At 65.0% G+C, this 23,593-nt stretch carries 19 protein-coding genes; 7 read left to right on the top strand and 12 right to left on the bottom strand.

Going from position 1 to position 23,593, the window contains the following annotated elements; genetic code table 11:
- Positions 1-49 precede the first annotated feature (49 nt).
- Complete coding sequence (locus CXR02_RS07635; protein ID WP_104061419.1) at positions 50-835, bottom strand: trans-aconitate 2-methyltransferase; 786 nt, start codon at positions 833-835, stop codon at positions 50-52.
- Positions 836-932: 97 nt separating this feature from the next.
- Between CXR02_RS07635 and CXR02_RS07630 the strand changes: the two genes are divergently transcribed.
- The 4 genes from CXR02_RS07630 (at position 933) to CXR02_RS07615 (ending at position 6,776) form a co-directional block, all read left to right on the top strand.
- Positions 933-3,479 carry an RNA helicase gene (locus CXR02_RS07630; RefSeq protein ID WP_104061418.1) on the top strand — a complete coding sequence of 849 codons (2,547 nt, stop codon included), beginning with the start codon at positions 933-935 and terminating at the stop codon, positions 3,477-3,479.
- Positions 3,480-3,490: 11 nt separating this feature from the next.
- Entirely contained in the window at positions 3,491-4,861 is a 1,371-nt protein-coding gene (locus CXR02_RS07625; protein WP_104061417.1) for a CoA transferase, read from the top strand.
- Positions 4,862-4,906: 45 nt separating this feature from the next.
- Positions 4,907-5,407, top strand: a complete 501-nt coding sequence (locus CXR02_RS07620) for a GNAT family N-acetyltransferase (RefSeq protein WP_104061416.1) — start codon at positions 4,907-4,909, stop codon at positions 5,405-5,407.
- 79 nt (positions 5,408-5,486) lie between these two features.
- The gene (locus tag CXR02_RS07615) at positions 5,487-6,776 is read left to right on the top strand and encodes an alpha/beta fold hydrolase (protein ID WP_104061514.1); all 1,290 of its coding nucleotides are present in this window, start codon (positions 5,487-5,489) and stop codon (positions 6,774-6,776) included.
- Here the strand turns inward: CXR02_RS07615 and CXR02_RS07610 are convergent.
- From CXR02_RS07610 to coaE, 4 genes are all read right to left on the bottom strand, one after another.
- Complete coding sequence (locus tag CXR02_RS07610) at positions 6,762-8,198, bottom strand: MFS transporter (protein ID WP_104061415.1); 1,437 nt, start codon at positions 8,196-8,198, stop codon at positions 6,762-6,764. The two genes, CXR02_RS07615 and CXR02_RS07610, sit on opposite strands and share 15 nt — an antisense overlap.
- Before the next feature lie 118 nt (positions 8,199-8,316).
- Complete coding sequence (locus CXR02_RS07605; protein WP_104061414.1) at positions 8,317-9,345, bottom strand: TerC family protein; 1,029 nt, start codon at positions 9,343-9,345, stop codon at positions 8,317-8,319.
- Between the two features lie 228 nt (positions 9,346-9,573).
- Positions 9,574-11,673, bottom strand: a complete 2,100-nt coding sequence (uvrB, locus tag CXR02_RS07600) for an excinuclease ABC subunit UvrB (RefSeq protein ID WP_104061413.1) — start codon at positions 11,671-11,673, stop codon at positions 9,574-9,576.
- 79 nt (positions 11,674-11,752) lie between these two features.
- Positions 11,753-12,967, bottom strand: coding sequence for a dephospho-CoA kinase (coaE, locus tag CXR02_RS07595; protein WP_104061412.1), 1,215 nt, complete (start codon positions 12,965-12,967; stop codon positions 11,753-11,755).
- Positions 12,968-12,989: 22 nt separating this feature from the next.
- On the opposite strand from coaE, the gene CXR02_RS07590 reads away from it, so the two are divergent.
- Complete coding sequence (locus CXR02_RS07590; protein ID WP_104061411.1) at positions 12,990-13,706, top strand: YigZ family protein; 717 nt, start codon at positions 12,990-12,992, stop codon at positions 13,704-13,706.
- On the top strand, positions 13,690-14,214 hold the full coding sequence (locus tag CXR02_RS07585; protein WP_104061410.1) for a GNAT family N-acetyltransferase: 525 nt from the start codon (positions 13,690-13,692) through the stop codon (positions 14,212-14,214). Before CXR02_RS07590 ends, CXR02_RS07585 begins: the two co-directional genes overlap by 17 nt.
- A gap of 139 nt (positions 14,215-14,353) precedes the next feature.
- Here the strand turns inward: CXR02_RS07585 and rpsA are convergent, their stop codons facing one another.
- The 4 genes from rpsA to polA form a co-directional block, all read right to left on the bottom strand.
- Positions 14,354-15,832, bottom strand: coding sequence for a 30S ribosomal protein S1 (gene rpsA, locus CXR02_RS07580; RefSeq protein WP_056339708.1), 1,479 nt, complete (start codon positions 15,830-15,832; stop codon positions 14,354-14,356).
- 235 nt (positions 15,833-16,067) lie between these two features.
- Positions 16,068-17,357, bottom strand: coding sequence for a GNAT family N-acetyltransferase (locus CXR02_RS07575; RefSeq protein ID WP_104061513.1), 1,290 nt, complete (start codon positions 17,355-17,357; stop codon positions 16,068-16,070).
- 97 nt (positions 17,358-17,454) lie between these two features.
- A complete protein-coding gene (locus CXR02_RS07570; protein WP_104061409.1) occupies positions 17,455-18,066 on the bottom strand; it encodes a GyrI-like domain-containing protein in 612 nt (203 codons plus the stop codon).
- A 42-nt stretch (positions 18,067-18,108) separates the two neighbouring features.
- Entirely contained in the window at positions 18,109-20,925 is a 2,817-nt protein-coding gene (polA, locus tag CXR02_RS07565) for a DNA polymerase I (protein ID WP_104061408.1), read from the bottom strand.
- Positions 20,926-20,944: 19 nt separating this feature from the next.
- Here polA and CXR02_RS07560 point away from each other — a divergent pair, with 19 nt between their 5' ends.
- Entirely contained in the window at positions 20,945-21,418 is a 474-nt protein-coding gene (locus CXR02_RS07560; protein ID WP_181037162.1) for a hotdog fold thioesterase, read from the top strand.
- 21 nt (positions 21,419-21,439) lie between these two features.
- Here the strand turns inward: CXR02_RS07560 and CXR02_RS07555 are convergent, their stop codons facing one another.
- The 3 genes from CXR02_RS07555 to CXR02_RS07545 are packed head-to-tail and all read right to left on the bottom strand — an operon-like array spanning position 21,440 to position 23,471.
- Entirely contained in the window at positions 21,440-21,997 is a 558-nt protein-coding gene (locus CXR02_RS07555; RefSeq protein WP_104061406.1) for a dihydrofolate reductase family protein, read from the bottom strand.
- Between the two features lie 38 nt (positions 21,998-22,035).
- Positions 22,036-22,257, bottom strand: coding sequence for a hypothetical protein (locus CXR02_RS07550; protein ID WP_104061405.1), 222 nt, complete (start codon positions 22,255-22,257; stop codon positions 22,036-22,038).
- Complete coding sequence (locus CXR02_RS07545; protein WP_104061404.1) at positions 22,254-23,471, bottom strand: inorganic phosphate transporter; 1,218 nt, start codon at positions 23,469-23,471, stop codon at positions 22,254-22,256. Before CXR02_RS07545 ends, CXR02_RS07550 begins: the two co-directional genes overlap by 4 nt.
- Between the last annotated feature and the right edge of the window lie 122 nt (positions 23,472-23,593).

Here is a 23,593-nt window from a genome sequence, read left to right as displayed (position 1 = left end):
TTCTCAGTCATAAGGCATTACCGACCAGAGAACTTCAAACGAATGGAGTTTATGCGCGTGGCTGCTTTTGCGCCACGGCAAAGATCCGCCGGAACGGAAACACCGTGCGATGTGCCGTTGCCGGGTATGCGGCCCGCAGGGCTGCAGCATACTCCGCTTCAAAGACGTGCCCGTCCTCGGCCGAAAGAGCCGCCGCGACCGGGCGCAACGCCGTGCCGCGCACCCAGTCCAGCACCGGATCCGTCCCAGTGAGGACCTGCTGGTAGGTGGTTTCCCAGGCGTCTGCCGTGCAGCCCGCGTCCAGCATGATGCTGAGGTAGTCTGCGGGCTCCCCCACGGACTCTCCACCGCGAAGTACGCCGTCGAGCTGGGGCGACCACCGTGCCGAACCTGCAAGTTCCCGCATCAGGGCATGGGACGGGGCATTGAAGTTCCCCGGCACCTGCATGGCGAACCAGGCACCGGGCTTGAGCGCCGCCAGCCAGCCCGCCAGCATCTCCTGATGCCCCGGCACCCACTGAAGCGCGGCGTTGGTGACCACCACGTCCGTTTCAGCCGGGGGCGTCCAGGCTGCGATGTCCGCCAGCCCGAAACTGAGGCCCGCATGCCTGGCGGCGTGCGCGGCGGCCTTGTCCAGCATCTCCCTGGACGAATCGAGCCCCACCACTTGCGCTTCCGGCCATCTCCGGGCGAGGGTGGCCGTGAGGTTTCCCGGACCACATCCCAGGTCCACAACGTGCTGTGGCCGGTCGGCCTGGATCCGCCCCGTCAGGTCGAAAAACGGCCGGTCACGGTAATCGCCGAACTGGACGTACTTTACGGGGTCCCACTTCACAGTTACCTCCATCGCCGGGTGCTGTCTGGCAGTACCGCGAGCCTAACCCGGGCCCGCCCGGATAGCCGGCACCGGCTGGGCACTAAGCTGGAAATCAATGAAACTCGTTGACCAGCTGCCTGTCCTGTCCGCCTCAGACCCCTCCGGCGCAGGCATCGACCCGGACGCCCTGTACACCCAATTCCTTGAGTGGACCGAAAGTCGGGGCCTGGAACTGTACGCTGCCCAGGACGAGGCCATCATGGAGCTCGCCACCGGAGCCAACGTCATCCTCGCCACACCGACGGGCTCCGGCAAATCGCTGGTGGCCATCGCGGCGCACTTCCAGGCCATGGCGCGGGGCCAGCGCAGTTACTACACCGCCCCCATTAAAGCCCTGGTCTCGGAGAAGTTCTTTGCCCTGTGCGACATCTTCGGTGCAGAAAATGTCGGCATGATCACGGGTGACTCCGGCGTCAACCAGAACGCACCGATCATCTGCTGCACGGCAGAAATCCTCGCGAACATCGCCCTCCGCGAAGGGGCCGACGCCGAACTCGGTGCGGTCATCATGGACGAATTCCATTTCTACTCCGACCCCCAGCGTGGTTGGGCCTGGCAGGTCCCGCTGCTGGAGCTCCCTCAGGCCCAGTTCCTTCTGATGTCCGCCACCCTGGGTGATGTCAGCCGGTTCGAGGCCGGCATCACCGAACTTACGGGCCGCCCCACCACCACCGTCAGTTCAGCCGAGCGCCCCATTCCGCTGCATTACTACTACCACCAGACGCCGGTCCACGAAACACTCGAGGAACTCCTCTCCACCCGCCAGGTGCCCGCCTATGTGGTGCACTTCAGCCAGATCGAGGCCATTGACCGGGCCCAGACACTGATGAGCATCAACGTGTGCACCCGCGAGGAGAAGGATAGGATCGCGGAGCTGATCGCGAATTTCCGTTTCGCCGCAGGCTTCGGCAAGACGCTTAACCGGCTGGTCCGGCACGGTATCGGGGTCCATCACGCCGGCATGTTGCCGAAGTACCGCAGGCTCGTGGAGCAGCTCGCCCAGGCGGGCCTGCTCAAGGTGATCTGCGGTACGGACACCCTGGGAGTGGGGATCAACGTGCCCATCCGCACCGTGTTGCTCACCGCACTGAGCAAGTACGACGGCGTCCGTACCCGCCCGCTTAACTCCCGGGAGTTCCACCAGATTGCCGGAAGGGCCGGCCGCGCCGGGTATGACACCGCGGGGACAGTGGTGGTCCAGGCACCCGAGCACGTCATCGAAAACGTGAAGGCGATGGCCAAGGCCACCGCCAAGTTTGGTGACGACCAGAAGAAGCTCCGCCAGGTGGTCAAAAAGAAGCCGCCGGAGGGCTTCGTCTCCTGGGGGGAACCCACCTTCAAGCGCCTCGTGGAATCCGTGCCCGATCCTTTGACGTCCAGCTTCAGCGTGACGCATTCGATGCTGATGAACCTGATGGAACGGCCCGGCGACCCGTTCACGGCGGCCCGCCGCCTGCTGACCGAAAACCACGAGACGCGGTCCTCACAGCTGCGGCTGATGAAAAAAGCCCTGGGGATCTATCGTGAGCTACTCGCCGCTGAGGTGGTGGAGCGCATCCCGGTAGAAGAGCAGGGCCATGACGGCAGGACAGTACGGCTCACCGTCCATCTGCAGGCCAACTTTGCCCTGAACCAGCCACTCTCGCCGTTTGCGCTGGCGGCGCTGGAGCTCCTTGACCCGGATTCGCCGTCGTACGCCCTGGACGTGGTGTCCGTGATCGAGTCGACCCTCGAAAAGCCCCGCCAGATCCTCTCCGCGCAGCAGAAGAAGGCCCGCGGGGAAGCGATTGCCGCGATGAAGGCTGACGGCATCGAGTACGACCAGCGCATGGCCATGCTGGAGGAAGTCACCTATCCGCAGCCGCTCGCCGAACTCCTGGGCGAGGCCTTCGAGGTCTACCGCAAGGCAGCGCCCTGGGTGGGCGACTTTGAACTGGCGCCCAAGTCCGTGGTCCGCGACATGTACGAGCGGGCAATGAACTTCGGCGAATTTGTCCAGTTCTACGGGCTGGCCCGCTCCGAGGGCATTGTGCTGCGCTACCTCGCCGACTGCTTCAAGGCGCTGCGCCAGACCGTACCGCAGGACATGCTCCGGGAGGACCTTGAAGACCTCATCGCATGGCTTGGCGAGCTGGTGCGGCAGGTGGACTCCTCCCTCCTGGACGAATGGGAGGAGCTGACGTCCGGCGCGATGCCCACCCCGCACGACGCTCCCCCTCCCCCGCCGCCGTCGCTGACGTCCAACATCCGTGCCTTCCGCGTGATGGTCCGCAACGAGATGTTCCGCCGCGTGGAACTGTTCGCGGACGAAAACGCCGCAGCCCTGGGCGAGCTCGACGGCGGCGCGGGCTGGGATGCCACCCGCTGGGAAGACGTCCTGGACGACTACTTCGACGAACACAACGACATTGGCACCGGCCCGGATGCCCGCGGTCCCGGACTGCTCATGATCACCGAAGAGCCAGGGCTTTGGAAGGTCCGGCAGATTTTCGATGATCCGGCGAGCAACCATGACTGGGGCATCTCCGCGGAAGTGGACCTGGCGGCCTCGGATGAAACCGGTACGGCAGTGGTCCGTGTCACCGACGTCAACCGGCTCTAGGCCCTGACCGAATGGACTCCGTCCCCGACCTGACGGGCAGCTTTCGGGTTGTGGAAGCCCTGAAGGCCCAGCCCGTGGCACCTTCCAACGGTCCACGGCAGTGGTGGAAGGGCCCGCTGGACGTCGAGGGACTGGCTTTGGGGGCGGTCCAGGCAGCAGCGACGTCGCTGAACGCCCTTGTTGGAGTTCCGGGCAGGTACTCCCTGGCATCCGGAGCCACCGCGGCGGCGTTCGATTCGCTGGGACACCTGCGGATCGCGGGCGTCAAACCCGAAGGATTCGCTCCGACGTCCGGCTTCCGGCGCACGTCGGACGGCTGGATCCGCCTCCACGCCAACTACCCCCACCACGCAGCCCGGCTGACGGCGGCCCTCTCCGTCAGCACACCACAGCACGTGGAACACGCCCTGCTAGGAATGACGTCTGTGGCCGCCGAGGAAGCCATCACGGCAAACAACGGCGTCGCTGCTGCCGTGCGCACACGGGACGAGTGGATCGCGACCCCCATGCATGCGACGGCCAGCTCCGGTCCATGGATCAGAATCTCCCGTCCGCCAACGTCAGCCAGTGTAAGTCAGCAGCTCTCCCGGTGGGTTCCATCGGCAGTTCCGCGCCACCCCTTGGCCGGCCTCAAGGTGCTGGACCTGACGCGCGTCATTGCGGGGCCCGCTGCCACACGCCTCCTTGGCGCCCTGGGCGCGGACGTCCTGCGCATCGACCCGCCGCAGCTTCCGGAGTTGAGAGATGTGTTCATTGACTCGGGCTTTGACAAGCGCAGCGCCGAGGCGGACCTTCGGGATCCTGCCGCCATGGAAGCGGTCAGGCTCCTCATTGAGTCTGCCGACGTGGTGGTCACCGGTTACCGCGACGGCGGGCTGGACCCTTTTGGGCTGGCGCCCGAAGCCCTGTTGCTTGCCCGGCCCGACCTCGTGATCGTCACCCTCAGCGGCTGGGGCAGCGGCGGCCCTTGGAACGGACGGCGCGGTTTTGACAGCCTGGTTCAGGCCGCTTGCGGCATTGCCGAACGGTATGGCCGCACGACTGATGACGGGTGGCAGCCGGGGGCGCTTCCAGTGCAGGCACTGGATCATGCCACCGGTTTTGGCCTGGCGGCGGCAGCAATTGCCTTGCTGGCCGAACGGCTCCGAAGCGGACGTGGCGGCACTGCACGTCTTTCCCTGGCCCGCACCGCTGAAGAATTGTTCCGGCTGCCCGCAGTGGCCAGTCACGGCGGTTCCCTGCCTGACCCGGAACTCCGCGTGATGGACAGCCCCTACGGCCGCCTGCGATACGTTGGGCTGCCCATCATGGCGGACGGCGTGCCGCTGGAGTACAGCAAGGGACCCGTCCGCTACGGAACATCGCAGCTTCGCTGGCACTAGGGAGCCTGGCAGTAAGGATCACGGCCCCGCTAGTAAACTCGGACCATGAGTGTAATCCGCCCCGCCATCCGGCAAGACGTCCCCGCCATTCTGCAGATGATCCACGAACTGGCCATCTACGAGAAGGAACCGGACGCGGTCCGCAACACACCGGAAATGCTGGCTGAGGTCCTGTTCGGCGAGAACCCGCGCGTGTTTGCCACGATGGCTGAGAACAGCGCAGGCGAGGTCCGGGGTTTCGCGCTCTGGTTCCTGAACTACTCCACTTGGGAAGGTGTCCACGGAATCTACCTGGAAGACCTCTACGTCAGCCCGAACGCCCGCGGCGAGGGCCACGGCAAGGCGCTCCTGCAGCACCTGGCCGCCACCGCCGTCGAGAGGGGCTACGCCCGGGTTGAGTGGAGCGTCCTGGACTGGAACGAACCGTCCATCAACTTCTACTGCGGTCTCGGCGCCCGCCCCCTGGATGGCTGGTCCACGTTCCGGCTGACCGGCGACGCGCTGGAGAGCTTTGGCACCAGAACGGCAGCGTCCATCCGTGGCTGAGCAGGACGCTTCCTTTGAAACGACGCAAACGCGGACCCCTGTCCCGCATTTTGTGAAGGCCCGGCACGAATTCCGTGGCATGCGCACCGCCGAGCACTACTTCACCGTTCCCTTGGACCACTTCGCTCCAGGGAGCGGCGACGACCCCGAGACCATCACCGTCTTCGCCCGCGAGTACGTCTCGTCGGCCCACACCCAGGCTGAAGCCGAAGAGCTTCCCTGGCTGGTGTTCCTCCAGGGCGGGCCGGGCGGCCGCGGCAACCGGCTGGCTTCGCTGGGCGGCTGGAGCAAGGCGGCTGCCCGGGACTTCCGGATCCTGATGCTGGACCAGCGCGGCACCGGGCTGTCGACCCCCCTTGACCGGAACACGCTGGCCGCGCGCGGAACGGCCGAAGCACAGGCTGCGTACCTTGAGCATTTCCGTGCGGATTCCATCGTGGCCGACGCGGAGCTCATCCGCGCGGCGCTCGGCTCCGGTCCCTGGAGCATCTACGGCCAAAGCTACGGCGGATTCTGCGCGCTGACGTACCTGTCTTTTGCCCCGGACGGGCTGAAGGAGGCTCTCATCACGGGCGGACTTGCGCCGCTCGCCGGCCATGCCGACGACGTCTACCGCGCCACGTTCGCGCGCGTTGCAGCCCGCAACACCGAGTACTTCAGCTGGTATCCGGAGGACCGCCGGACAGTGAACGCGATCGCATCGCACCTTCGGCAGACAGAGGAGTTCCTTCCCGACGGCGGCCGGCTCACGGTTGAACGGTTCCAGATGGTGGGCTCCTTCCTGGGCGGAAACACGCGCGTGGACGGCCTGCACTACCTGCTGGAAGACGCCTTCACCGGCACACCACACGGGAACAGGCTCTCCGATGCCTTCCTGGAGCAGGTCCAGGGCATCGTGTCCCGCTTGGCGAACCCGCTCTACGCCCTGCTGCATGAGTCCATCTACGGGCAGGGACAGGCGACCGACTGGGCTGCCTGGCGTGTGCTGCAGGAACATCCGGCCTTCCACCCGGATGCGGAGACGCTGCTGCTGACCGGCGAGATGGTGTACCCGTGGTATTTCGAACAGGATCCCGCCTTGGTGCCGCTGCGGCAGGTGGCCCATCTGCTGGCCAGCAAGACTGACTGGAAGCCGCTGTATGACCCCACACAGTTGGCCGCGAACAGCGTGCCGGTTGCCGCCGCGGTTTACCAGGACGACATTTACGTGGACCGCAGCCTGTCACTGGAGACGGCGGCTGCTGTGCGCGGACTCCGGGTATGGGAGACGGCCGACTTCCACCATGACGGCATAGCGGACGACGGCGAGGCTATTTTTGGGCGGCTGCTGGGTATGGTGCGCTCGGTTGCCGGCTCAGCGGGCAGCTGAGCCGGCAACCGTGCTGCGGCGGCGCGCCACCAGGGCAACGACGGCGGCGGTCAAGACAGCAGCCCCCACCAGTCCGCCTGCCATGTTGAGCCCCAGGTAGCCGGTCCAGCTGAGGATCAGTCCGGAAGTGGCCCCGCCCACTGCACCTGCGGCGCCCATCAGCATGTCCGACACCCCCTGGACCACCACGCGGGACTCCTGGGGGACGCTCTCCGCCAGCAGCGTGGACCCGGAAATGGTGGCCGCAGACCAGCCCATGCCCAGCAGCACAAGCCCCACGGCCACCGCAACGGTGGACGTCTGGCCAAATCCGGCGACGGCGACGGCAGCGATCAGCGTGGCGAAGCCGATCATGATGGTCTCAGTCCTGCCTGCCTTGTCCGTCAGCCAGCCCATAACCGGCGACAACGCGAACATGCCTGCGATATGCAGGGAGATGGTGAAGCCGATGATCACCAGGACATCGCTGGCGGCGGCGTGGCCGACATGGGAGGCACCAGGCCCGGCCACGAGTTCCTGCAAGTGCAGCGGGGTCATGGACATCACGCCCACCATCACGGCGTGCGCTCCGACGACGGCGGCAAGCGCCAGCCAGGAAGCCCTGGACTGACGGATTGCCCGCAGCCCGCGGACGAGCGCTCCCCCGACTGCGTTGCGCGCGGTGGCGACTTGCTGATTTGCCGTATTTGGTGGCGTGCCTTGCATCTTCCCGCCAGCTGGCTGGGCGTCGAGATCCAGCGCGGCATGTTCCTGAGTGGCAAGATCCCGGGCGGCAAGATCCCGGGCGGCGATTTCCCGCGCGAGCAGGAGCGGGTCCGGCCTGAGGCCAGCGAAAAGCAGCACAATGGCCAGCAGGAGTCCGGCTGCGGAGATCACGAACGGTCCGGCGACGGGTGGCAGGCCGAGGGCCAGGCCAACCACGGTGCCGGGCTGGATCAGGTTGGGTCCGGCCACGGCGCCGACCGTCACAGCCCACACCACTGCGGAAAGTGCCCTGCCACGGTGTTCAGCGTCTGCAAGGTCGACGGCGGCGAAGCGTGCCTGCAGGCTGGCCGCGGTACCCACCCCGATGCCCACCGCCCCCAGCACCAGCAGGACGAACAAGCCGGACACCACCGACAGCACTATCAGAACTGTGCCGGCCAGAGCGGCGGAAAGCCCCGTGACCTGCCCGGCCCGACGGCCCCGCCGGTCCGCCAGCGAAGCAAGGGGCAGTGCTGTCAGCGCGGCCCCCAAGGTCATAACCGTGGCAACGGCACCCGCCCACACGCTGGAACCTGAAAGTTCCACGGCCAGGATGGAACCAATCGAAACCGTGGCTCCGGTGCCGATGCCACCGAAAACCTGGGCCGCGCTCAGCAGCACCACGGTGCGCCGTTGCACGTGGCGCACTCCTCTTTCCGTCATCAGGGTGCGGGCCATGGTCCGAGCATAGTCCTGGGCGGCCAGGTCCTACAGGGGGCAGTTTAAGCCACTGATCCCGGCCGCAATGCGGCCGGGATCAGTGGAAATTCAGTGTGCGTCAACGAAACGCGACAGCCTACTCGGCTTCGCTGAGGCTCTTCTTGGCGTCTTCCTCGAGGCGGGGGTCCAGGTGGGCCGTCTTTGCCTTGGAGCTCATGAGGCTGGCAATCACGGCAACGATGATGGTGCCCACGATGACGGCCAGGGAGACGAATGTCGGAATCTCCGGGGCCCACTCGATGTGGTTGCCGCCGTTGATGAACGGCAGTTCGTTCACGTGCATGGCGTGGAGCACCAGCTTCACACCGATGAACGCCAGGATGAAGGACAGCGCGTGCTTCAGGTAGATCAGGCGGTTCATCAGGCCACCCAGCAGGAAGTACAGCTGGCGCAGGCCCATCAGGGCGAACAGGTTGGCGGTGAAAACGATGAACGGGCTCTGGGTCAGGCCGAAGATCGCCGGAATCGAGTCGACGGCGAAAAGGAGGTCGGTCAGGCCGATGGTGATGAACACGATCAGCATGGGGGTGAAGACCTTCTTGCCGTCCACCGTGGTACGCAGCTTGCCGCCGTCGAACTTCTCCGACATAGGGATGACCTTGCGGATCCGGGCGATGAGCGGGTTTTCCTTGTCCTCTTCGTCCTCGCCTTCGTCCTGGGCCTGCTTCCAGGCGGTCCAGAGCAGGAACGCGCCAAAGATGTAGAACACCCAGCTGAACTGCTCGATCACAATGGCTCCGAGGAGGATGAAGATGCCGCGCAGGATCAGGGCGATGATGATGCCCACCATCAGGACTTCCTGCTGGTACTTACGGGGCACGGAGAAGCGGGCCATGATGATGATGAAGACAAACAGGTTGTCGATGCTGAGGCTGTATTCAGTGACCCAGCCGGCCACAAACTGGCCGCCGAATTCGGCGCCGGTAAAGAAGAACATGGCCCCGGCGAACAGCAGTGCCAGGGAGACGTAGAACGCAACCCACAGGCCAGCTTCCTTCATGGAAGGCTCGTGGGGGCGTCGGACGACCAGCAGAAGGTCAATGAGGAGGATCAGGCCAAGGACGACAAGTGAGCCGACCTCGAACCACACTGGTAATTCGGGCACAGGTTAGCCTTTCGCAGGGTACAGAGAAATGGTGTAAGTCTCTCCGGCCAGCCTGTGCACTTGGTGCTGAAATGGCGGCCCGCTACGCCCGGCCAGGCAACTGTGCCTGGCGTGTTGACGATCGTAGCGCTCGGGATACTCCCCTACGTGACGTTAACTGTACAGCAGGCGTCCCGACATGCGGAAACATGCCCCGACTGCCACGTCCCTTCGACGCCCGGGGGTGGACTAGGCGTGGCCGGCCGCCTGCATCTGGCGGAGTTCCTTCTTAAGGTCACTGACCTCGTCCCGGATACGCGCGGCCAGCTCGAACTGGAGTTCGGTGGCAGCGCCGTGCATCTGTTCGGTCAGCTGTTCGATGAGGCCCACGAGGTCTCCGGCCGGTGCCGCGGCCAGGCCGTCCTTGCGAACTTGTGCCGCGCCCTTGGCCGCAGACTTGCCACGTTTGGCGCCCTTGGCCAGCCGGTTGTTGTTGAGCAGCTCCTGGGTGTCGGCGTCTTCCTTGGCCAGCTGGTCCGTAATGTCGGCAATCTTCTTCCGCAGCGGCTGCGGATCGATGCCCCGTTCCGTGTTGTAGGCAACCTGGATGGCGCGGCGCCGGTTGGTCTCGTCGATAGCCTTGGCCATGGAGTCGGTGATGCGGTCCGCGTACATGTGGACCTCGCCGGAGACGTTGCGGGCAGCACGGCCGATGGTCTGGATCAGCGAGGTCGCCGAGCGCAGGAAGCCTTCCTTGTCCGCGTCCAGGATGCTCACGAGGGAGACCTCGGGCAGGTCCAGGCCTTCGCGAAGCAGGTTGATGCCCACCAGGACGTCGAAGACACCCATCCGGAGTTCCCTGAGCAGTTCAACCCGTCGCAGGGTGTCCACGTCCGAGTGCAGGTATTCGACCTTGATGCCGTGGCCCAGCAGGTAGTCGGTGAGGTCCTCCGCCATCCTCTTGGTCAGGGTGGTGACCAGGACGCGTTCGTTCTTTGCCGTGCGGGTCTTGATCTCGCCGAGGAGGTCATCGATCTGGCCCTTGGTGGGCTTGACCACCACCTCGGGGTCGATCAGTCCGGTGGGCCGGATGATCTGCTGCACAAAGCCGTCAGCCTTGCCGAGTTCGTACTTGCCGGGAGTGGCCGACAGGTAGACCGTCTGGCCCACGCGTTGGAGGAACTCGTCCCATTTCAGCGGTCGGTTGTCCATCGCCGACGGCAGGCGGAAGCCGAAGTCCACGAGGTTCCGCTTGCGGGACATGTCGCCCTCGTACATGGCGCCGATCTGCGGCACGGTGACATGGGATTCGTCGATCACCAGCAGGAAGTCGTCCGGGAAGTAGTCGATGAGGCAGTGCGGAGCGGTCCCGCGGGCACGGCCGTCGATGTGCGACGAGTAGTTTTCGATGCCGTTGCAGAAGCCCATCTGCTGCATCATTTCGAGGTCGTAGGTAGTGCGCATCCGGAGCCGCTGCGCTTCCACCAGCTTGTTCTGGCTTTCCAGGACGGCCAGGCGTTCGGCGAGTTCGTCCTCGATCCGCTTGATGGCCCGGGCCATCCGCTCGGGCCCGGCCACATAGTGCGAGGCCGGGAAGACGTACATTTCCTCCTCATCCCGGATCAGTTCGCCAGTCAGCGGATGGAGAGTGTGGATGTTCTCAATCTCGTCTCCGAAGAATTCGATGCGGATGGCGAGTTCCTCGTACATAGGGATGATTTCCACGGTGTCGCCGCGGACCCGGAACGTGCCGCGGTGGAAGTCCATGTCGTTGCGCGCGTACTGCATGGAGACGAATTTCCGGAGCAGGTCGTCGCGGTTCATCTGCGCCCCTTTGCGGAGCGTGACCATGCCGGCAATGTACTCTTCCGGCGTGCCCAGGCCGTAGATGCAGGACACCGTGGCCACCACAATAACGTCCCGGCGGGTCAGCAGCGCATTGGTGGCGGAGTGGCGGAGCCGTTCCACTTCCTCGTTGATGGACGAGTCCTTCTCAATGAAGGTGTCCGTCTGCGCTACGTAGGCCTCAGGCTGGTAGTAGTCGTAGTACGAAACGAAGTACTCCACCGCGTTGTTGGGCAGGAGTTCACGGAATTCGTTGGCGAGTTGGGCGGCCAGGGTCTTGTTCTGCACCATGACCAACGTGGGCCGCTGGACCTGTTCGATGAGCCAAGCCGTGGTGGCACTCTTGCCGGTACCGGTGGCGCCAAGCAGGACAACGTCCTTTTCGCCGTTCCTGATCCGCTCCGTGAGTTCGGTGATGGCGGCAGGTTGGTCGCCGGCCGGCTGGAACTCGCTGATGACTTCAAACGGAGCGACGACGCGGTTGATCTCCTGGGCAAGGCTCATGCATCTAATCTACAACCGGGGACCGACAGTGAAAGCCGGATAAGTTACCGGCGAACAGCCAGCCACAGCGGCTGGGAGTTCAGCTGATGTACGACGGCGGCACCCACCCCGTGCGCGCGGCCCAACCGTCCATACGCGGCCATGCGACGTCCGTGAACCACGGCTCCTTCGCCTCCGCATAGGCGTGGGTACCTTTACTGCCGGCAAAATGTTCGGTCAACGCGCGTTTATGGTCTTCATACAAGGCGGCGGCTTCCGGGTCGTTCCTGAGCCAGTCGCGGAAGAGCAGCGCGTAGCGCCAGCCGGACGATCCGGCCGCCCGTACGTGCACGTTGGCGGGGCGGCCGGGGTCCGCGTTGGCGTGGAAGCGTTTTTGCCACTGCGCCGGGTCCGGATCCGTCGGTTTCGGAGTGTCGAAGCCAACCCCCGGCACGGCCGGGAAGCCAGCAGCGGCCAGCAGCGGTGCGATCCGGTCCGCTGCGTTGAGATCGGACACCGTGACCTGGAGGTCGATGACGTCCTTGGCTGCCAGGCCAGGCACGGCTGTGGAGCCGATATGGTCCACAGCCAGGATGTCGTCCGGTGCTGCGGCCGTGATTCGGGCGCCAAGCCGTGCAGCCTGGACCGCCCAATCCTGCTGCGGCACCGACAAGACTGCCATGCCTGCCCTGACCGCCCTGACGCCGCGCCGGAGATTGCGCGCGAACGGCACCAGTCGTTCGGCCCAGAGCCGGTCCACCTGCGCCGTCACGTCCGCCAGTGATCCGGAGTTGTCCAGCACGACGTCGGCAGCGGCCAGTCGCGCCTCGCGCGAGGCCTGGGCAGCCATCCGTGACCGGGCGTCCTCGGCCGTCATGCCGCGGTGGTCGAGCATCCGGGCGATCCTGACGTCATCGGGCGCGTCCACCACAAGGACAAGATGGAAGCCGCTCCCCTGGCCCGTCTCCACGAGCAGTGGAATGTCCTGGACCACAATGGCGCCGGCCGGGGCTGTGGCGATGATCCTGGCCGCGGCGGCCCGGACCAGCGGGTGCACAATGCCGTTCAGCACGGCCAGTTGCGAGGGATTGCCGAACACCACGGAACCCAGCCTGACCCGATCCAGCCGGCCGTCGCCGTCGAGCATTTCCGCTCCAAACGCTCCCACCACGCTGGCCAGCCCGGGCGTTCCCGGTTCGACAACGTCCCGGGCCAGCGCGTCCGCGTCCACCAGCACCGCACCGAGCTCGGCAAGGCGTGTGGCGACCACTGACTTCCCTGAGGCGATGCCGCCCGTCAAACCGATCTTCAGCATCCCACCACCCTAAACTGAAGACGTGGCACAAACAGCGGATACACAGAGCACTGACGCCGCAGACAGCAGGGCCACCGCCTACACCACGCTCGCGTTGGGGCCGGAGTTCCGGCACGAGATCGAGATCAAACGCTCCAGGTTCATCACGGTGCTGCGCCGCGCGGACGATGAGGACACCGCGCGGGATCTGGTGGCCGCCCTGCGCCGCGAGTTCCACGATGCCCGCCACCACTGCTCGGCGTTCGTCCTGGGGCCGGACCGGGACATCCAGCGCTCCAATGACGACGGCGAGCCCTCCGGCACGGCCGGCACCCCCATGCTGGAGGCCATCATCAAGAGGGAAACAGCGCCGGGCGTGACGGACCTCAGCGACGTCAGCGCCGTCGTCGTGCGCTACTTCGGCGGCATCCTGCTGGGGGCGGGTGGGTTGGTGCGTGCATATTCCGAGTCGGTTTCCGCGGCCCTGCAACGGGCCCCACTGGTTCGCCGCAGCCGGCTGCGGATCTGTTCGGCGTCGGTGCCGCACTCCGCCGCGGGACGGCTGGAGAACGATCTTCGCGCGGCCGGGTTTGTGATGGCGGAAACCACCTACGGAGCGCAGGACACGGTCCTTCGCCTGGCCGTGCCTGACGAGGCCGCGGAAGTTTCTGCCGCCACCGATCGCGTGTTGTCGCTCACCGCCGGGAGAACCGTGCTCATGCCGGCCGGAACGGAGTGGATCGATGTCCCGCTGCCCTGAAGTCCGTCTGGCAGACGTCGACGACCCCATGCTGGAACGGCTGCTGGAGCTGGCGCAGCTGGATGCGTCCGCGGATGACGTCACGCCGCCGCTGGGCAACGGGATGGGCTGGAATGCCGAACGGATCGAATGGTTCCGCGCCTACCACCGGTCTGCAGCCGCGGGACTGGAGGGACCGGCCGCGGAAAAGAGCTGGGCAGTGCTCTGCGACGGCGGCCCGGCCGGCGCGATCAGGCTCAAGCTGACGGACGAGGAAACGGCGCAACACGAAACAGCTGAGACGGGCATCTGGCTGGGCCGGCGCTACCGCGGCCACGGTGTCGGCGGCGCCGCGTTGCGGCTCGTACTGGCGGAAGCCCGCCGCGCCGGACTGCTCCAGGTCGTGGCCAACACGACGGCAGCCAACATCGGCGCGCAGCGGCTCCTCACCGCCGTAGGCGCGGTCCTGACGCACGACGACGGCGGCGCTGTGAGTGCCGTCGTCGTACTCTCAACTGACTCGCAGTAGACGCACCGAAACCCTCGTTTGGGAGCATTAAGTGCTGGTCAGATGGCCGGCCAACCACGAATGGCGCATTAAGCACAGCGGGCCCCCGCATTTGCAGGGGCCCGCTGTGCTGGCCCGGGAAGCCCCGGGCCGGTGGCAATTAGTTGCCGGTCAGCTTCTCGCGCAGAGCTGCAAGAGCCTCGTCCGAAGCAAGGGTACCGGCCCCGGCGTTGGACTCGGCAGCAGGCTCGGAGGAGTAGCTGGTGGTGCCGGAATCGCTGTCACCGGACGTTGCAGCTGCAGCGTCGTCGGCAGCGTGCTGGGCAACCTGCTTCTTGTGTGCTTCCCAGCGGGTCTGGGCGTCAGCGTACTGCTGCTCCCAAACGGCGCGCTGGTTCTCGTAGCCTTCAAGCCACTCGTTGGACTCCGGGTCGAAGCCCTCCGGGTACTTGTAGTTGCCCTCTTCGTCGTACTCAGCGGACATGCCGTAGAGAGCCGGATCGAATTCGGTGGACTCGGCGTCAACGCCCTCGTTGGCCTGCTTGAGGGAGAGGGAGATGCGGCGGCGCTCGAGGTCGATGTCGATGACCTTGACGAACAGCTCGTCACCAACGGAGACAACCTGCTCAGCCAGCTCCACGTGGCGGACTGCCAGTTCGGAGATGTGCACGAGGCCTTCGATGCCGTCTTCGACGCGTACGAACGCACCGAACGGAACGAGCTTGGTGACCTTACCCGGAACAACCTGCCCGAGGGCGTGGGTGCGGGCGAAGGTCTGCCACGGATCTTCCTGCGTAGCCTTGAGCGACAGTGAAACACGCTCGCGGTCCAGGTCGACTTCGAGAACCTCGACAGTGACTTCCTGGCCAACTTCGACAACCTCGGACGGGTGGTCGATGTGCTTCCAGGACAGCTCGGAAACGTGAACGAGGCCGTCTACGCCGCCCAGGTCCACGAAGGCACCGAAGTTGACGATGGAGGAAACGACGCCGGGACGGACCTGGCCCTTTTCCAGCTTGTTGAGGAACGTGGAGCGGACCTCGGACTGGGTCTGCTCGAGCCAGGCACGGCGGGACAGCACAACGTTGTTGCGGTTCTTGTCCAGCTCGATGATTTTGGCTTCGATCTTCTGACCGATGTACGGAGCGAGGTCGCGCACACGGCGCATCTCGACGAGGGATGCGGGCAGGAAGCCGCGCAGACCGATGTCGAGGATAAGACCACCCTTGACAACCTCGATGACGGTACCGGTGACAACACCGTCTTCTTCCTTGACCTTCTCGATGTCGCCCCAGGCGCGCTCGTACTGAGCCCGCTTCTTGGAGAGGATCAGGCGGCCTTCTTTGTCTTCCTTGGTGAGCACCAGGGCTTCGACGAGATCGCCAACGGAGACAACGTCTCCGGGATCAACGTCGTGCTTGATGGACAGCTCGCGGGAGGGGATGACACCTTCGGTCTTGTAACCGATGTCGAGCAGAACTTCATCGCGGTCGACCTTGACGACGGTACCTTCGACGAGGTCTCCGTCGTTGAAGTACTTGATGGTGGCGTCGACTGCTGCGAGGAAGTCCTCAGCGGTACCGATGTCGTTAATGGCGACTACGGGGGTACCGGGCTTCTCGGTGGAGGTGATGGTCATGTAGTAGGGGCTCCGTTGTGGATAGTTAGTCGGTCAGGCAAACCGCCGCGCCCGCGTTATGGAACGCAGGCGCAGGTCTTCGGGCGATCACAGGGATCTTCCGGGTCTTCCTGATTTGTGGATTCTAGAAACGCGCACGTAGTACGCGCCCACTTATTCTAGTCGCAGCGGCCAACGAGGGTCAAAGCGCATGGCAACGACCGGCCCTGGCCGAGCGTGCCTGCAATGCCGGGGCTCAGAAGTGCGTGAGGCAGTGCGTGGCGCGTTCCACCGCGAACATCCCTCGGGCCCGGAGCGCCGCGCCCTGGGTGTGTTCACGGATCCGGCCCGCCGCCGTCAGCGTCACCGGGCTGACAGCACCGAGGTAGATGGATGACAGCGCGGAGACATCCAGCGTCAAGTCCGGATCCTGCGCAGCTACCGGACGCACGACGGCGGCCTCGCCGCCGCTGACGTCCACGGCAAACGTTCCCGCCGTGAGACCAAGCGGGTCCTGCACCTCGAGCACCAGTCTGCCGTCCAGCGGGTAATGACGGGCTTCCAGCGCCTGGGCCACGTCCAGGATGCGGAGCCAGAGCATGTCCCGGCTGTCTGAGGAGTCGATGCAGCGGGGATCGGCCAGTGCCCACGTGAGCGGGTCATCCAGCGGTGCTTCGTCCCACGTGACGCGTTCCACCAGGTCGATGGCGGCCAGGAACTGCCAGAGCTCCAGGTAGGCCTCGTTCGTGGCCGCCACGAGGTCCACCACCTGCATGGTGTAGGGCTCGGTGTCCCAGCCCAGGAATTTGTAAGAGACGTAGCCGTCCACGGCGCCGTCGGGGCCGTAGTGCAGTGCCGCCTTGACGGCAGGATCTTCCTTGCCCTCGCGGCCCAAGGACCCTGAAGCAAGCTGGCGATACCAGTCCTGACGGCCAATCGATCCCGGCGTCAGGCGGTGCACGCGGTCGAAAACCTCCGGGGCCAGATCCAGCAGCACTCGCGGGTCCGCGACGTCCACGGTACCGACGGCGTGATTGTTGAGCCGGAAACGGGCGGTGGTGTCCACTTTCACGGTCCGTTCGAAGCTGGCCACGCCGTAGCCAAAGCGCCCATAGATGGAGCCTTCTGACGCTGTCAGGGCGGCCATTGCCAGGCCATCGTTTTTCGCCATGGCCAGGTCCTCGGACATCATCCGGCGCAGCAAGCCGCGCCGCCGATGTGAGGTCCGGACCGTCACAGCTGTGACCAGTTGCGTTTCCAGCAGCCGGCCGAAGCCGATGTTGAGTGTTTTGCGCAGGGTGCCGAAGGTTGCCACCGGTACGTTCGCGGGGAGCGACCCAGGCGCAACTTCCCGCGTCTGGTAGGCGCCGGTGAAGATCCGCCGGTCAGCTGCGTAGGTCTCCAAGGACTTGGCAACATGCTCCGGTGTCCGCGTGGATTCATGGAAGCCAAATGCGACCGCCTTCACCCATGATTCGGCGTCCGGATAACCCGCCTCGCCCTTGGATGCCGCTGGGAAGCGCCGGATTTCGTAGTCATCACTCAGTTCAGCCACACCGCCGACCCTAACCAATGAATCCAGGGCCTGGCCAGCAGCAACACGCCCGCAGGCAGGAAGTTCCGCAGAGCCGCAGGGAAATGCCTCAGAGCCGCCGCACGGGTTGCCGGAGGATGGTTTTGAGCTTTTCCGGTGCCACCTTCCGCGCGTCACTGAGGTAGATCTCGTGGTGCAGGCCGGCAAATCCGAAACCGTTGGCCGGCATGTACTCACTGTGCAGGCGGCGCAACGTGGGGGCCTCGTCGTCGTAGCTGCCGATGTGCAGGATCTGCACCGAGAGGCCTTCATCGAGGGTCTCAAGGCGGAGCAGGTCCAGCCCCGGAGCGTCTTTCGCCGCCGCCTCCGCGATACCGTCCTGCACATCGGCGGCGCCGATCCAGCCTGGCTGATGGATCATCATGGTCCACTTCCAGCTGTCCTTCTCACCCCTGGTGAAGGCGTCCGGATCGTCTGCTGTCCATAGGCCCTCCAGCGGCCCGACGACGTAGTCCCGGCCCGCGTGCTTGCTGGCGAACTTGACGGCGTACGACACCGAATACAGGGCCTCGAGGGCGGCGGCGTAGGCGGGGGCCGTCCCCGGATTACCTTGCCCGTCCAGCATCAGGTAGCTCAGGGGAGGGACGGTGACCACCTCGAAGTCCCGGGCCCGGGGCGCGTACAGATCCTTGAACTGTTTCTTGACGTCGTACTTGTCCATCGCGCCCCGCCCATTCGTTCCCGGCAGCCCGTTCCCAGCAGCCTAGTGGCCGGCGTCGTACCAGCTGGGGCCCACACCGATCTGGACATCCAACGGGACGCTGAGGTCCGCGGCGGAGCCCATCTGCTCGGTGACGAGCTTCTCCACCGCAACACGCTCGCCGGCGGCGACTTCGAGGACCAGTTCGTCATGGACCTGCAGGAGCATGCGGGACTTCAGGCCCTGCGCCGCCAGTTCAGCGTGCACACCCAGCATGGCGCGTTTGATGATGTCTGCGGCCGATCCCTGGATGGGTGAGTTCAGCGCAATGCGCTCCGCGTTTTCGCGCAGCTGCCGGTCCGTGCTGGTGAGGTCCGGCAGGTAGCGGCGTCGCCCCTCGATGGTGGCCGTGTAGCCGTCCACCCGGGCCTGGTCCACCACGCCGCGAAGGTAGTCCCGGACCGCGCCGAACCGGTCGAAGTAGTCCTTCATCAGGGTGCGGGCCTCGTCCACGGAAATTTCCAGCTGCTTGGACAGGCCAAACGAGGTCAGGCCGTAGGCGAGGCCGTAGGACATGGCCTTGACCTTGGAGCGCATGGCACTCGTGACTTCTTCGGTGGGCACGTGGAAGATGTTCGAGCCCACAAACCGGTGGAGGTCTTCGCCGTCCTGGTAGGCCTGGATCAGGCCTGCGTCGCCCGAAAGGTGCGCCATGATCCGCATTTCGATCTGTGAGTAGTCCGCGGACAGCAGGCACTCGTAGCCGTCGCTGACCACAAAGATCCCGCGGACGCGACGGCCTTCCTCGCTGCGGATGGGGATGTTCTGCAGGTTGGGGTTGTTGGAGGAGATCCGGCCCGTCGCTGCCACGTTCTGCGCGTAGGTGGTGTGGATCCGGCCATCTTCCGTCACGGACTTCTTGAGCGACTCCAGCATCTGGCGCAGCTTCGAGGACTCCCGGTGCGCCATCAGCTGGACCAGGAATTCGTGCCCGGTCTTTTCCAGCAGGTTCTTCAGCGACGCGGCATCGGTGGTGTAGCCGGACTTGATCTTCTTCGTTTTCGGCAACTGGAGTTCGTCAAAGAGCACGGCCTGCAGTTGCTTGGGCGATCCAAGATTAACCTCGTGGCCGATCGCGGCGAAGGCAAGCTCCTGCGCGTTGTCGATCACCTTGGCCAGATCGGCGATCTGCTCGTCCATGCGCGGCAGGTCGATGGCGATGCCCGCGGTTTCCATGTCGGCCAGCACGCGGCTGACGGGCAGTTCCAGGGTGGTCAGCAGGTCCCCCGCCTTGCGTTCGGTGAGTTCTGATGCGAAGTGCCGGCTCAGGGCCTGGACCACGGCCGCCACCTGGACCAGCGCGCCGGCAGCGGCGGCGTCGTCGCCGTCGAACGCCAGCTCCAGCTGGCCCGCCTTGGAGGCCTCGGACGGAACACTGACGTTGAGGTGGTGCTGGGCCAACTCGGCGAGTTCATACGTGCGGCGGTCCGGCTGGATGAGGTATCCGGAAATTGACGTGTCATCCACCACGCCTTCCAGTCCCAGGCCACGGCTGGACAGGGCCTTCAACGCGGCCTTGTAGCCGTGCAAGACCTTTAACGAGCTTTCATCGCGCAGCCAGTCCGCCAGGACGTTTTCGGCGGCGGCGTCCTGCGCGGCGAGGTCAAGATAGACGGCGGCATCGTCACGGACGATGGCCAGTGCGGCGGCGTCCTCGCCGATCCGCCCGGGCACCAGGTCGACGGCGACTGCCGACGTTTTGCCAGCGCCCGCCGCCAGGAAGGCACCCAGCTCGGCGGCCCCGCCGGGAATCACGAAGTCCGGCGCGGCGATGGTTTCGCGCTCCGCAGATTCCACGTCCTCGCTGCCGTACAGGGCAAAGAGCCGGGAACGGATGGTCTTGAATTCAAGTTCGTCGAACAAAGCCTCCAGCGCGGCTTCGTCCGGCCGCGGTTCCGCGAGATCATCCAGGGTGAGCGGAAGTTCGAGATCCGTGTGGAGCCTGTTCAGGCGTCGGTTGCGTTTGACGTCCTCCACGTTTTCCCGGAGGGCATCGCCCACCTTGCCGCCGATCGCATCCAGGTGCTCGAGGACGCCCTCAAGACCGCCGTAAAGGTTGATCCACTTGGCCGCGGTTTTCGGGCCGACGCCCGGAACGCCCGGGAGGTTGTCCGCGGTCTCCCCCACCAAAGCGGCAAGGTCCGAATACTGGGCGGGCGTCACAAAATACTTTTCCTGGATGGCTGCCGCGTCCATCCGGGGAATGTCGCTGACGCCCTTTCGCGGGTACAGCACAAAAACGTTGTCCGTGATCAGCTGGAAGGCGTCACGGTCGCCCGAGACGAGCAGCACCTCGAAACCGGCCTTTTCCCCCATGGCGGCGAGGGCCGCCAGGATGTCATCGGCTTCATAGCCGGGCAGTTTGATGGTTTTGATGCCCCAGGCGCCCATGACCTTGTCGATGAGGTCGATCTGGCCGCTCATCTCACGGGGCGTTTCGTTGCGTCCCCCCTTGTACTCGCTGTACTCGGCTTTGCGGTGGGTGGTGTCATCCGAGACGTCGAAGGCGACACAAATGTGGGTGGGCTTCTGTTCCTTGATCAGGTTGATGAGCATGGACGTGAAGCCGTGGATGGCGTTCGTGTGCTGACCATTGGCGGTGGAGAACTTGTCCGCCGGCAGGGCGAAGAACGCGCGGAACGCCATCGAGTGGCCATCCAGCACCAGGAGCCGCGGCTGTCCGGTGATGGGAACCACGGGGGCTTCCGTGGCGGAAACCTGGCCTCCGGCCGGCAGGACGTTGATGTCCTGCAGGGCAGCATCAGCGTCAAGCACTGCGGTCTCGGACGGGAAGGGGGCCGGTTTGGTAGTTTCACTCACAGGTGCCAGCCTAGTTCCCATGATGGACAATTTCACGCCCGGGCCCTTCACTGAGGAATTGGTCACAGCAGGCATCCCGGCGCACCTCCACGACTGGCTCGGCAGCCTGGGCATCGGTGCCCTGGTGGTGAAGATGGGGATCCACTTCCTCGAGATGAGCCCGGAACGAACGGTGGCCACCATGCCGGTGGAAGGGAACACCCAGGTGGCAGGCATCCTGCACGGCGGCGCCCATGTGGTGCTGGCCGAAACCCTGGGATCCTTCGCCGCCGGGATGCACGCAGGCGCAGGCAGGCACGCCCTGGGCATTGAAGTGAGCGCCACCCACCACCGTGCAATCGCCGCGGGCACCGTGACAGGTACGTGCACCGCGATCCACCTGGGCCGGACACTGACAACGCACGAAATCGTGATGACCGACGAACAAGGCCGCCGCCTCTCCACCGCACGCATCACCAACATGCTGCGGGACAACGAGCCCGCGGACGCTTAAGCGCCTCAGGCGGCCAGCTCCCTAACCGGCCGGAACCGGGGACGTGAAGGTGTAGCGGAGCTCCACTATGCCCCGTCCCAAGGTGCGGGACGCCGTCAACTCAAGTGGCGACGTCGGGCCCTCCAATGGCAGCAGCCGTTTGCCGTCGCCCAGGACCACGGGGATGACAGAAAGGATGAGGTCATCCAGCAGTCCTGCGTTGGCGAACTGCGCAGCGAGGTTGCCGCCACCCACCACCCAGACGTTCTTCCCGCCGGCGTGATCCTGGAAGTCCTGGATGAACTCCTCGACGGGACCGCGGACGAATGTGATGTCCGTGCCGGCCGGGGCAACGTGCTCGTGCCGTGTAAACACATAACAAGGTGTGGAAGGGTACGGCCAGTTGCCGGGTTCGTGCTCCATCAGCCATGCATACGTCTCGCCGCCCATAACAATGCAGCCGACGCCGGCCATGAAGGTTTCGTAGCTTTCCTTGCCGCCCTCGAAGCCGTCGAACTCAAGAAGCCAGGCGAGATCATCCTTCGTTGTGGCGATGAACCCGTCGATGGAGGCCGCGACAAAATACTGGATCCTGGACATGGAACCAGAGTAGCCCTGCGGTGTGGAGGGCTGAAGGGCTACTTGCTGAAGTAAGGAATGATCAGGTACAGCCCGAACATCACAGCCATGCCGCAGAGGCCAAAGCAGGCGTAGGCGAGGTAGCGTTTGGCGCGGGGTGAGGCCTGCCGGGCGTCACCGGCGATGGCCGTCAGCCGCACGCCCAGCGAATACAGGACCACAACCGTTACTGCGGACACCAGGGTGGCGCCGGCCACTGTCAAGAGTTCCAACCACTTCATCGCTGAACATCCTTGTGCTGGTTCGCCTTGGCGCGGGCCCGGGCGAAGGCTTTCTTCTTAGCAAAGCGGACGGCCTGGCCCGCTTCTTCGACTTCCACGGCATTGTGGTGGCCCACCGCCGACTTGCGGGAGTAGGCGAACATAAACAGCACCGCGGCGGTACCGGCGACGGCGGCAATCACCACACCCACCACGCCGGTCTTCACGAGCAGCGCGGTCAGCGCGCCCACAACGCCGGCGGCTGGAAGTGTAAACAGCCAGCCCAAGGCGATCTTGCCCACCATGTTCCACCGCACCGTGGTGCCCTTACGGCCCATGCCGGACCCGATGACGGACCCGGACGCCACCTGGGTAGTGGACAGGGCGAAACCCAGGTGGGAAGACGCAAGGATGGCAGAGGCGGTGCTGGTCTCGGCTGCGAATCCCTGGGCAGGCTTGACCTCGGTGAGCCCGGAACCCATGGTCCGGATGATGCGCCAGCCACCTGCGTAGGTGCCGACGGCGATGGCCAGGGCGCATGCCGTGATGACCCAGAACTGCGGGCCCGAACCCGGGGACTGGGTGCCGGCGGAAATCAGCACCAGGGTGATGATGCCCATGGTCTTTTGTGCATCGTTGGTTCCGTGGGCCAGCGCCACGAGGCTGGACGTGAAGATCTGGCCAGTGCGGAACCCGCCCCGCTTCTGCGTCAACTTGCTGCCGGTTTCAGGATCGTGCCGGGACGTCAAGGCATACGCGAGCCGCGTGCAGAGGTACGCCACAAGGCCGGCAATGAGCGGGGCGAAAATGGCGGGCAGGATGACCTTCTGCAGCAGGGTTTCCAGGTTCACGGAATTGAACCCGATGCCGGCGATGGCCGCGCCGATCAGCCCGCCGAAGAGTGCATGGGATGAGCTCGACGGCAGTCCCTTGAGCCAGGTGATCATGTTCCAGAGGATGGCGCCCATAAGGCCGGCGAAAATAATGTCCGGCGTGATCTGGACACCGTCCGAGCCTTCCCGGATGATGCCGCCGGAGACTGTTTTAGCCACTTCCGTCGAGAGGAAGGCGCCGACCAGGTTCAGGATTGCGGCAAGCGTCACAGCGGTCTTCGGTCTAATGGCACCGGTGGCGATGGGCGTAGCCATCGCATTCGCGGTGTCATGGAATCCATTTGTGAAGTCGAAAAATAATGCCAGTCCGATGACCAGCGCCACCATAAAGGTGATATCCACCTGTTGCCCAATCTGCAGAGTCGACGTTCAGCAGTTCCACTACCCGCCGCGCCCTGCAACGCATAATTCACTTACAGTTCATGTGAAATGACCTGTGGAGTTAACAGAACCGGCGTGAAACC

The sequence above is a fragment of the Arthrobacter sp. 4R501 genome (assembly GCF_002929755.1).
Taxonomy (GTDB): Bacteria; Actinomycetota; Actinomycetes; order Actinomycetales; family Micrococcaceae; genus Arthrobacter.
Note: the sequence above shows the minus strand (reverse complement) of the source record. Positions and strands in the feature narration are given on the sequence as shown.

What these genes read in the sequence shown, in the direction of transcription:
- CXR02_RS07630 (WP_104061418.1), top strand. Translation starts at nt 933, where the DNA reads ATGAAACTCGTTGACCAGCTGCCTGTCCTGTCCGCCTCAGACCCCTCC.
- CXR02_RS07625 (WP_104061417.1), top strand. Translation starts at nt 3,491, where the DNA reads ATGGACTCCGTCCCCGACCTGACGGGCAGCTTTCGGGTTGTGGAAGCC.
- CXR02_RS07620 (WP_104061416.1), top strand. Translation starts at nt 4,907, where the DNA reads ATGAGTGTAATCCGCCCCGCCATCCGGCAAGACGTCCCCGCCATTCTG.
- CXR02_RS07615 (WP_104061514.1), top strand. Translation starts at nt 5,487, where the DNA reads ATGCGCACCGCCGAGCACTACTTCACCGTTCCCTTGGACCACTTCGCT.
- CXR02_RS07610 (WP_104061415.1), bottom strand. Translation starts at nt 8,198, where the DNA reads ATGGCCCGCACCCTGATGACGGAAAGAGGAGTGCGCCACGTGCAACGG.
- uvrB (WP_104061413.1), bottom strand. Translation starts at nt 11,673, where the DNA reads ATGAGCCTTGCCCAGGAGATCAACCGCGTCGTCGCTCCGTTTGAAGTC.
- coaE (WP_104061412.1), bottom strand. Translation starts at nt 12,967, where the DNA reads ATGCTGAAGATCGGTTTGACGGGCGGCATCGCCTCAGGGAAGTCAGTG.
- CXR02_RS07585 (WP_104061410.1), top strand. Translation starts at nt 13,690, where the DNA reads ATGTCCCGCTGCCCTGAAGTCCGTCTGGCAGACGTCGACGACCCCATG.
- rpsA (WP_056339708.1), bottom strand. Translation starts at nt 15,832, where the DNA reads ATGACCATCACCTCCACCGAGAAGCCCGGTACCCCCGTAGTCGCCATT.
- CXR02_RS07570 (WP_104061409.1), bottom strand. Translation starts at nt 18,066, where the DNA reads ATGGACAAGTACGACGTCAAGAAACAGTTCAAGGATCTGTACGCGCCC.
- CXR02_RS07560 (WP_181037162.1), top strand. Translation starts at nt 20,945, where the DNA reads ATGATGGACAATTTCACGCCCGGGCCCTTCACTGAGGAATTGGTCACA.
- CXR02_RS07555 (WP_104061406.1), bottom strand. Translation starts at nt 21,997, where the DNA reads ATGTCCAGGATCCAGTATTTTGTCGCGGCCTCCATCGACGGGTTCATC.
- CXR02_RS07550 (WP_104061405.1), bottom strand. Translation starts at nt 22,257, where the DNA reads ATGAAGTGGTTGGAACTCTTGACAGTGGCCGGCGCCACCCTGGTGTCC.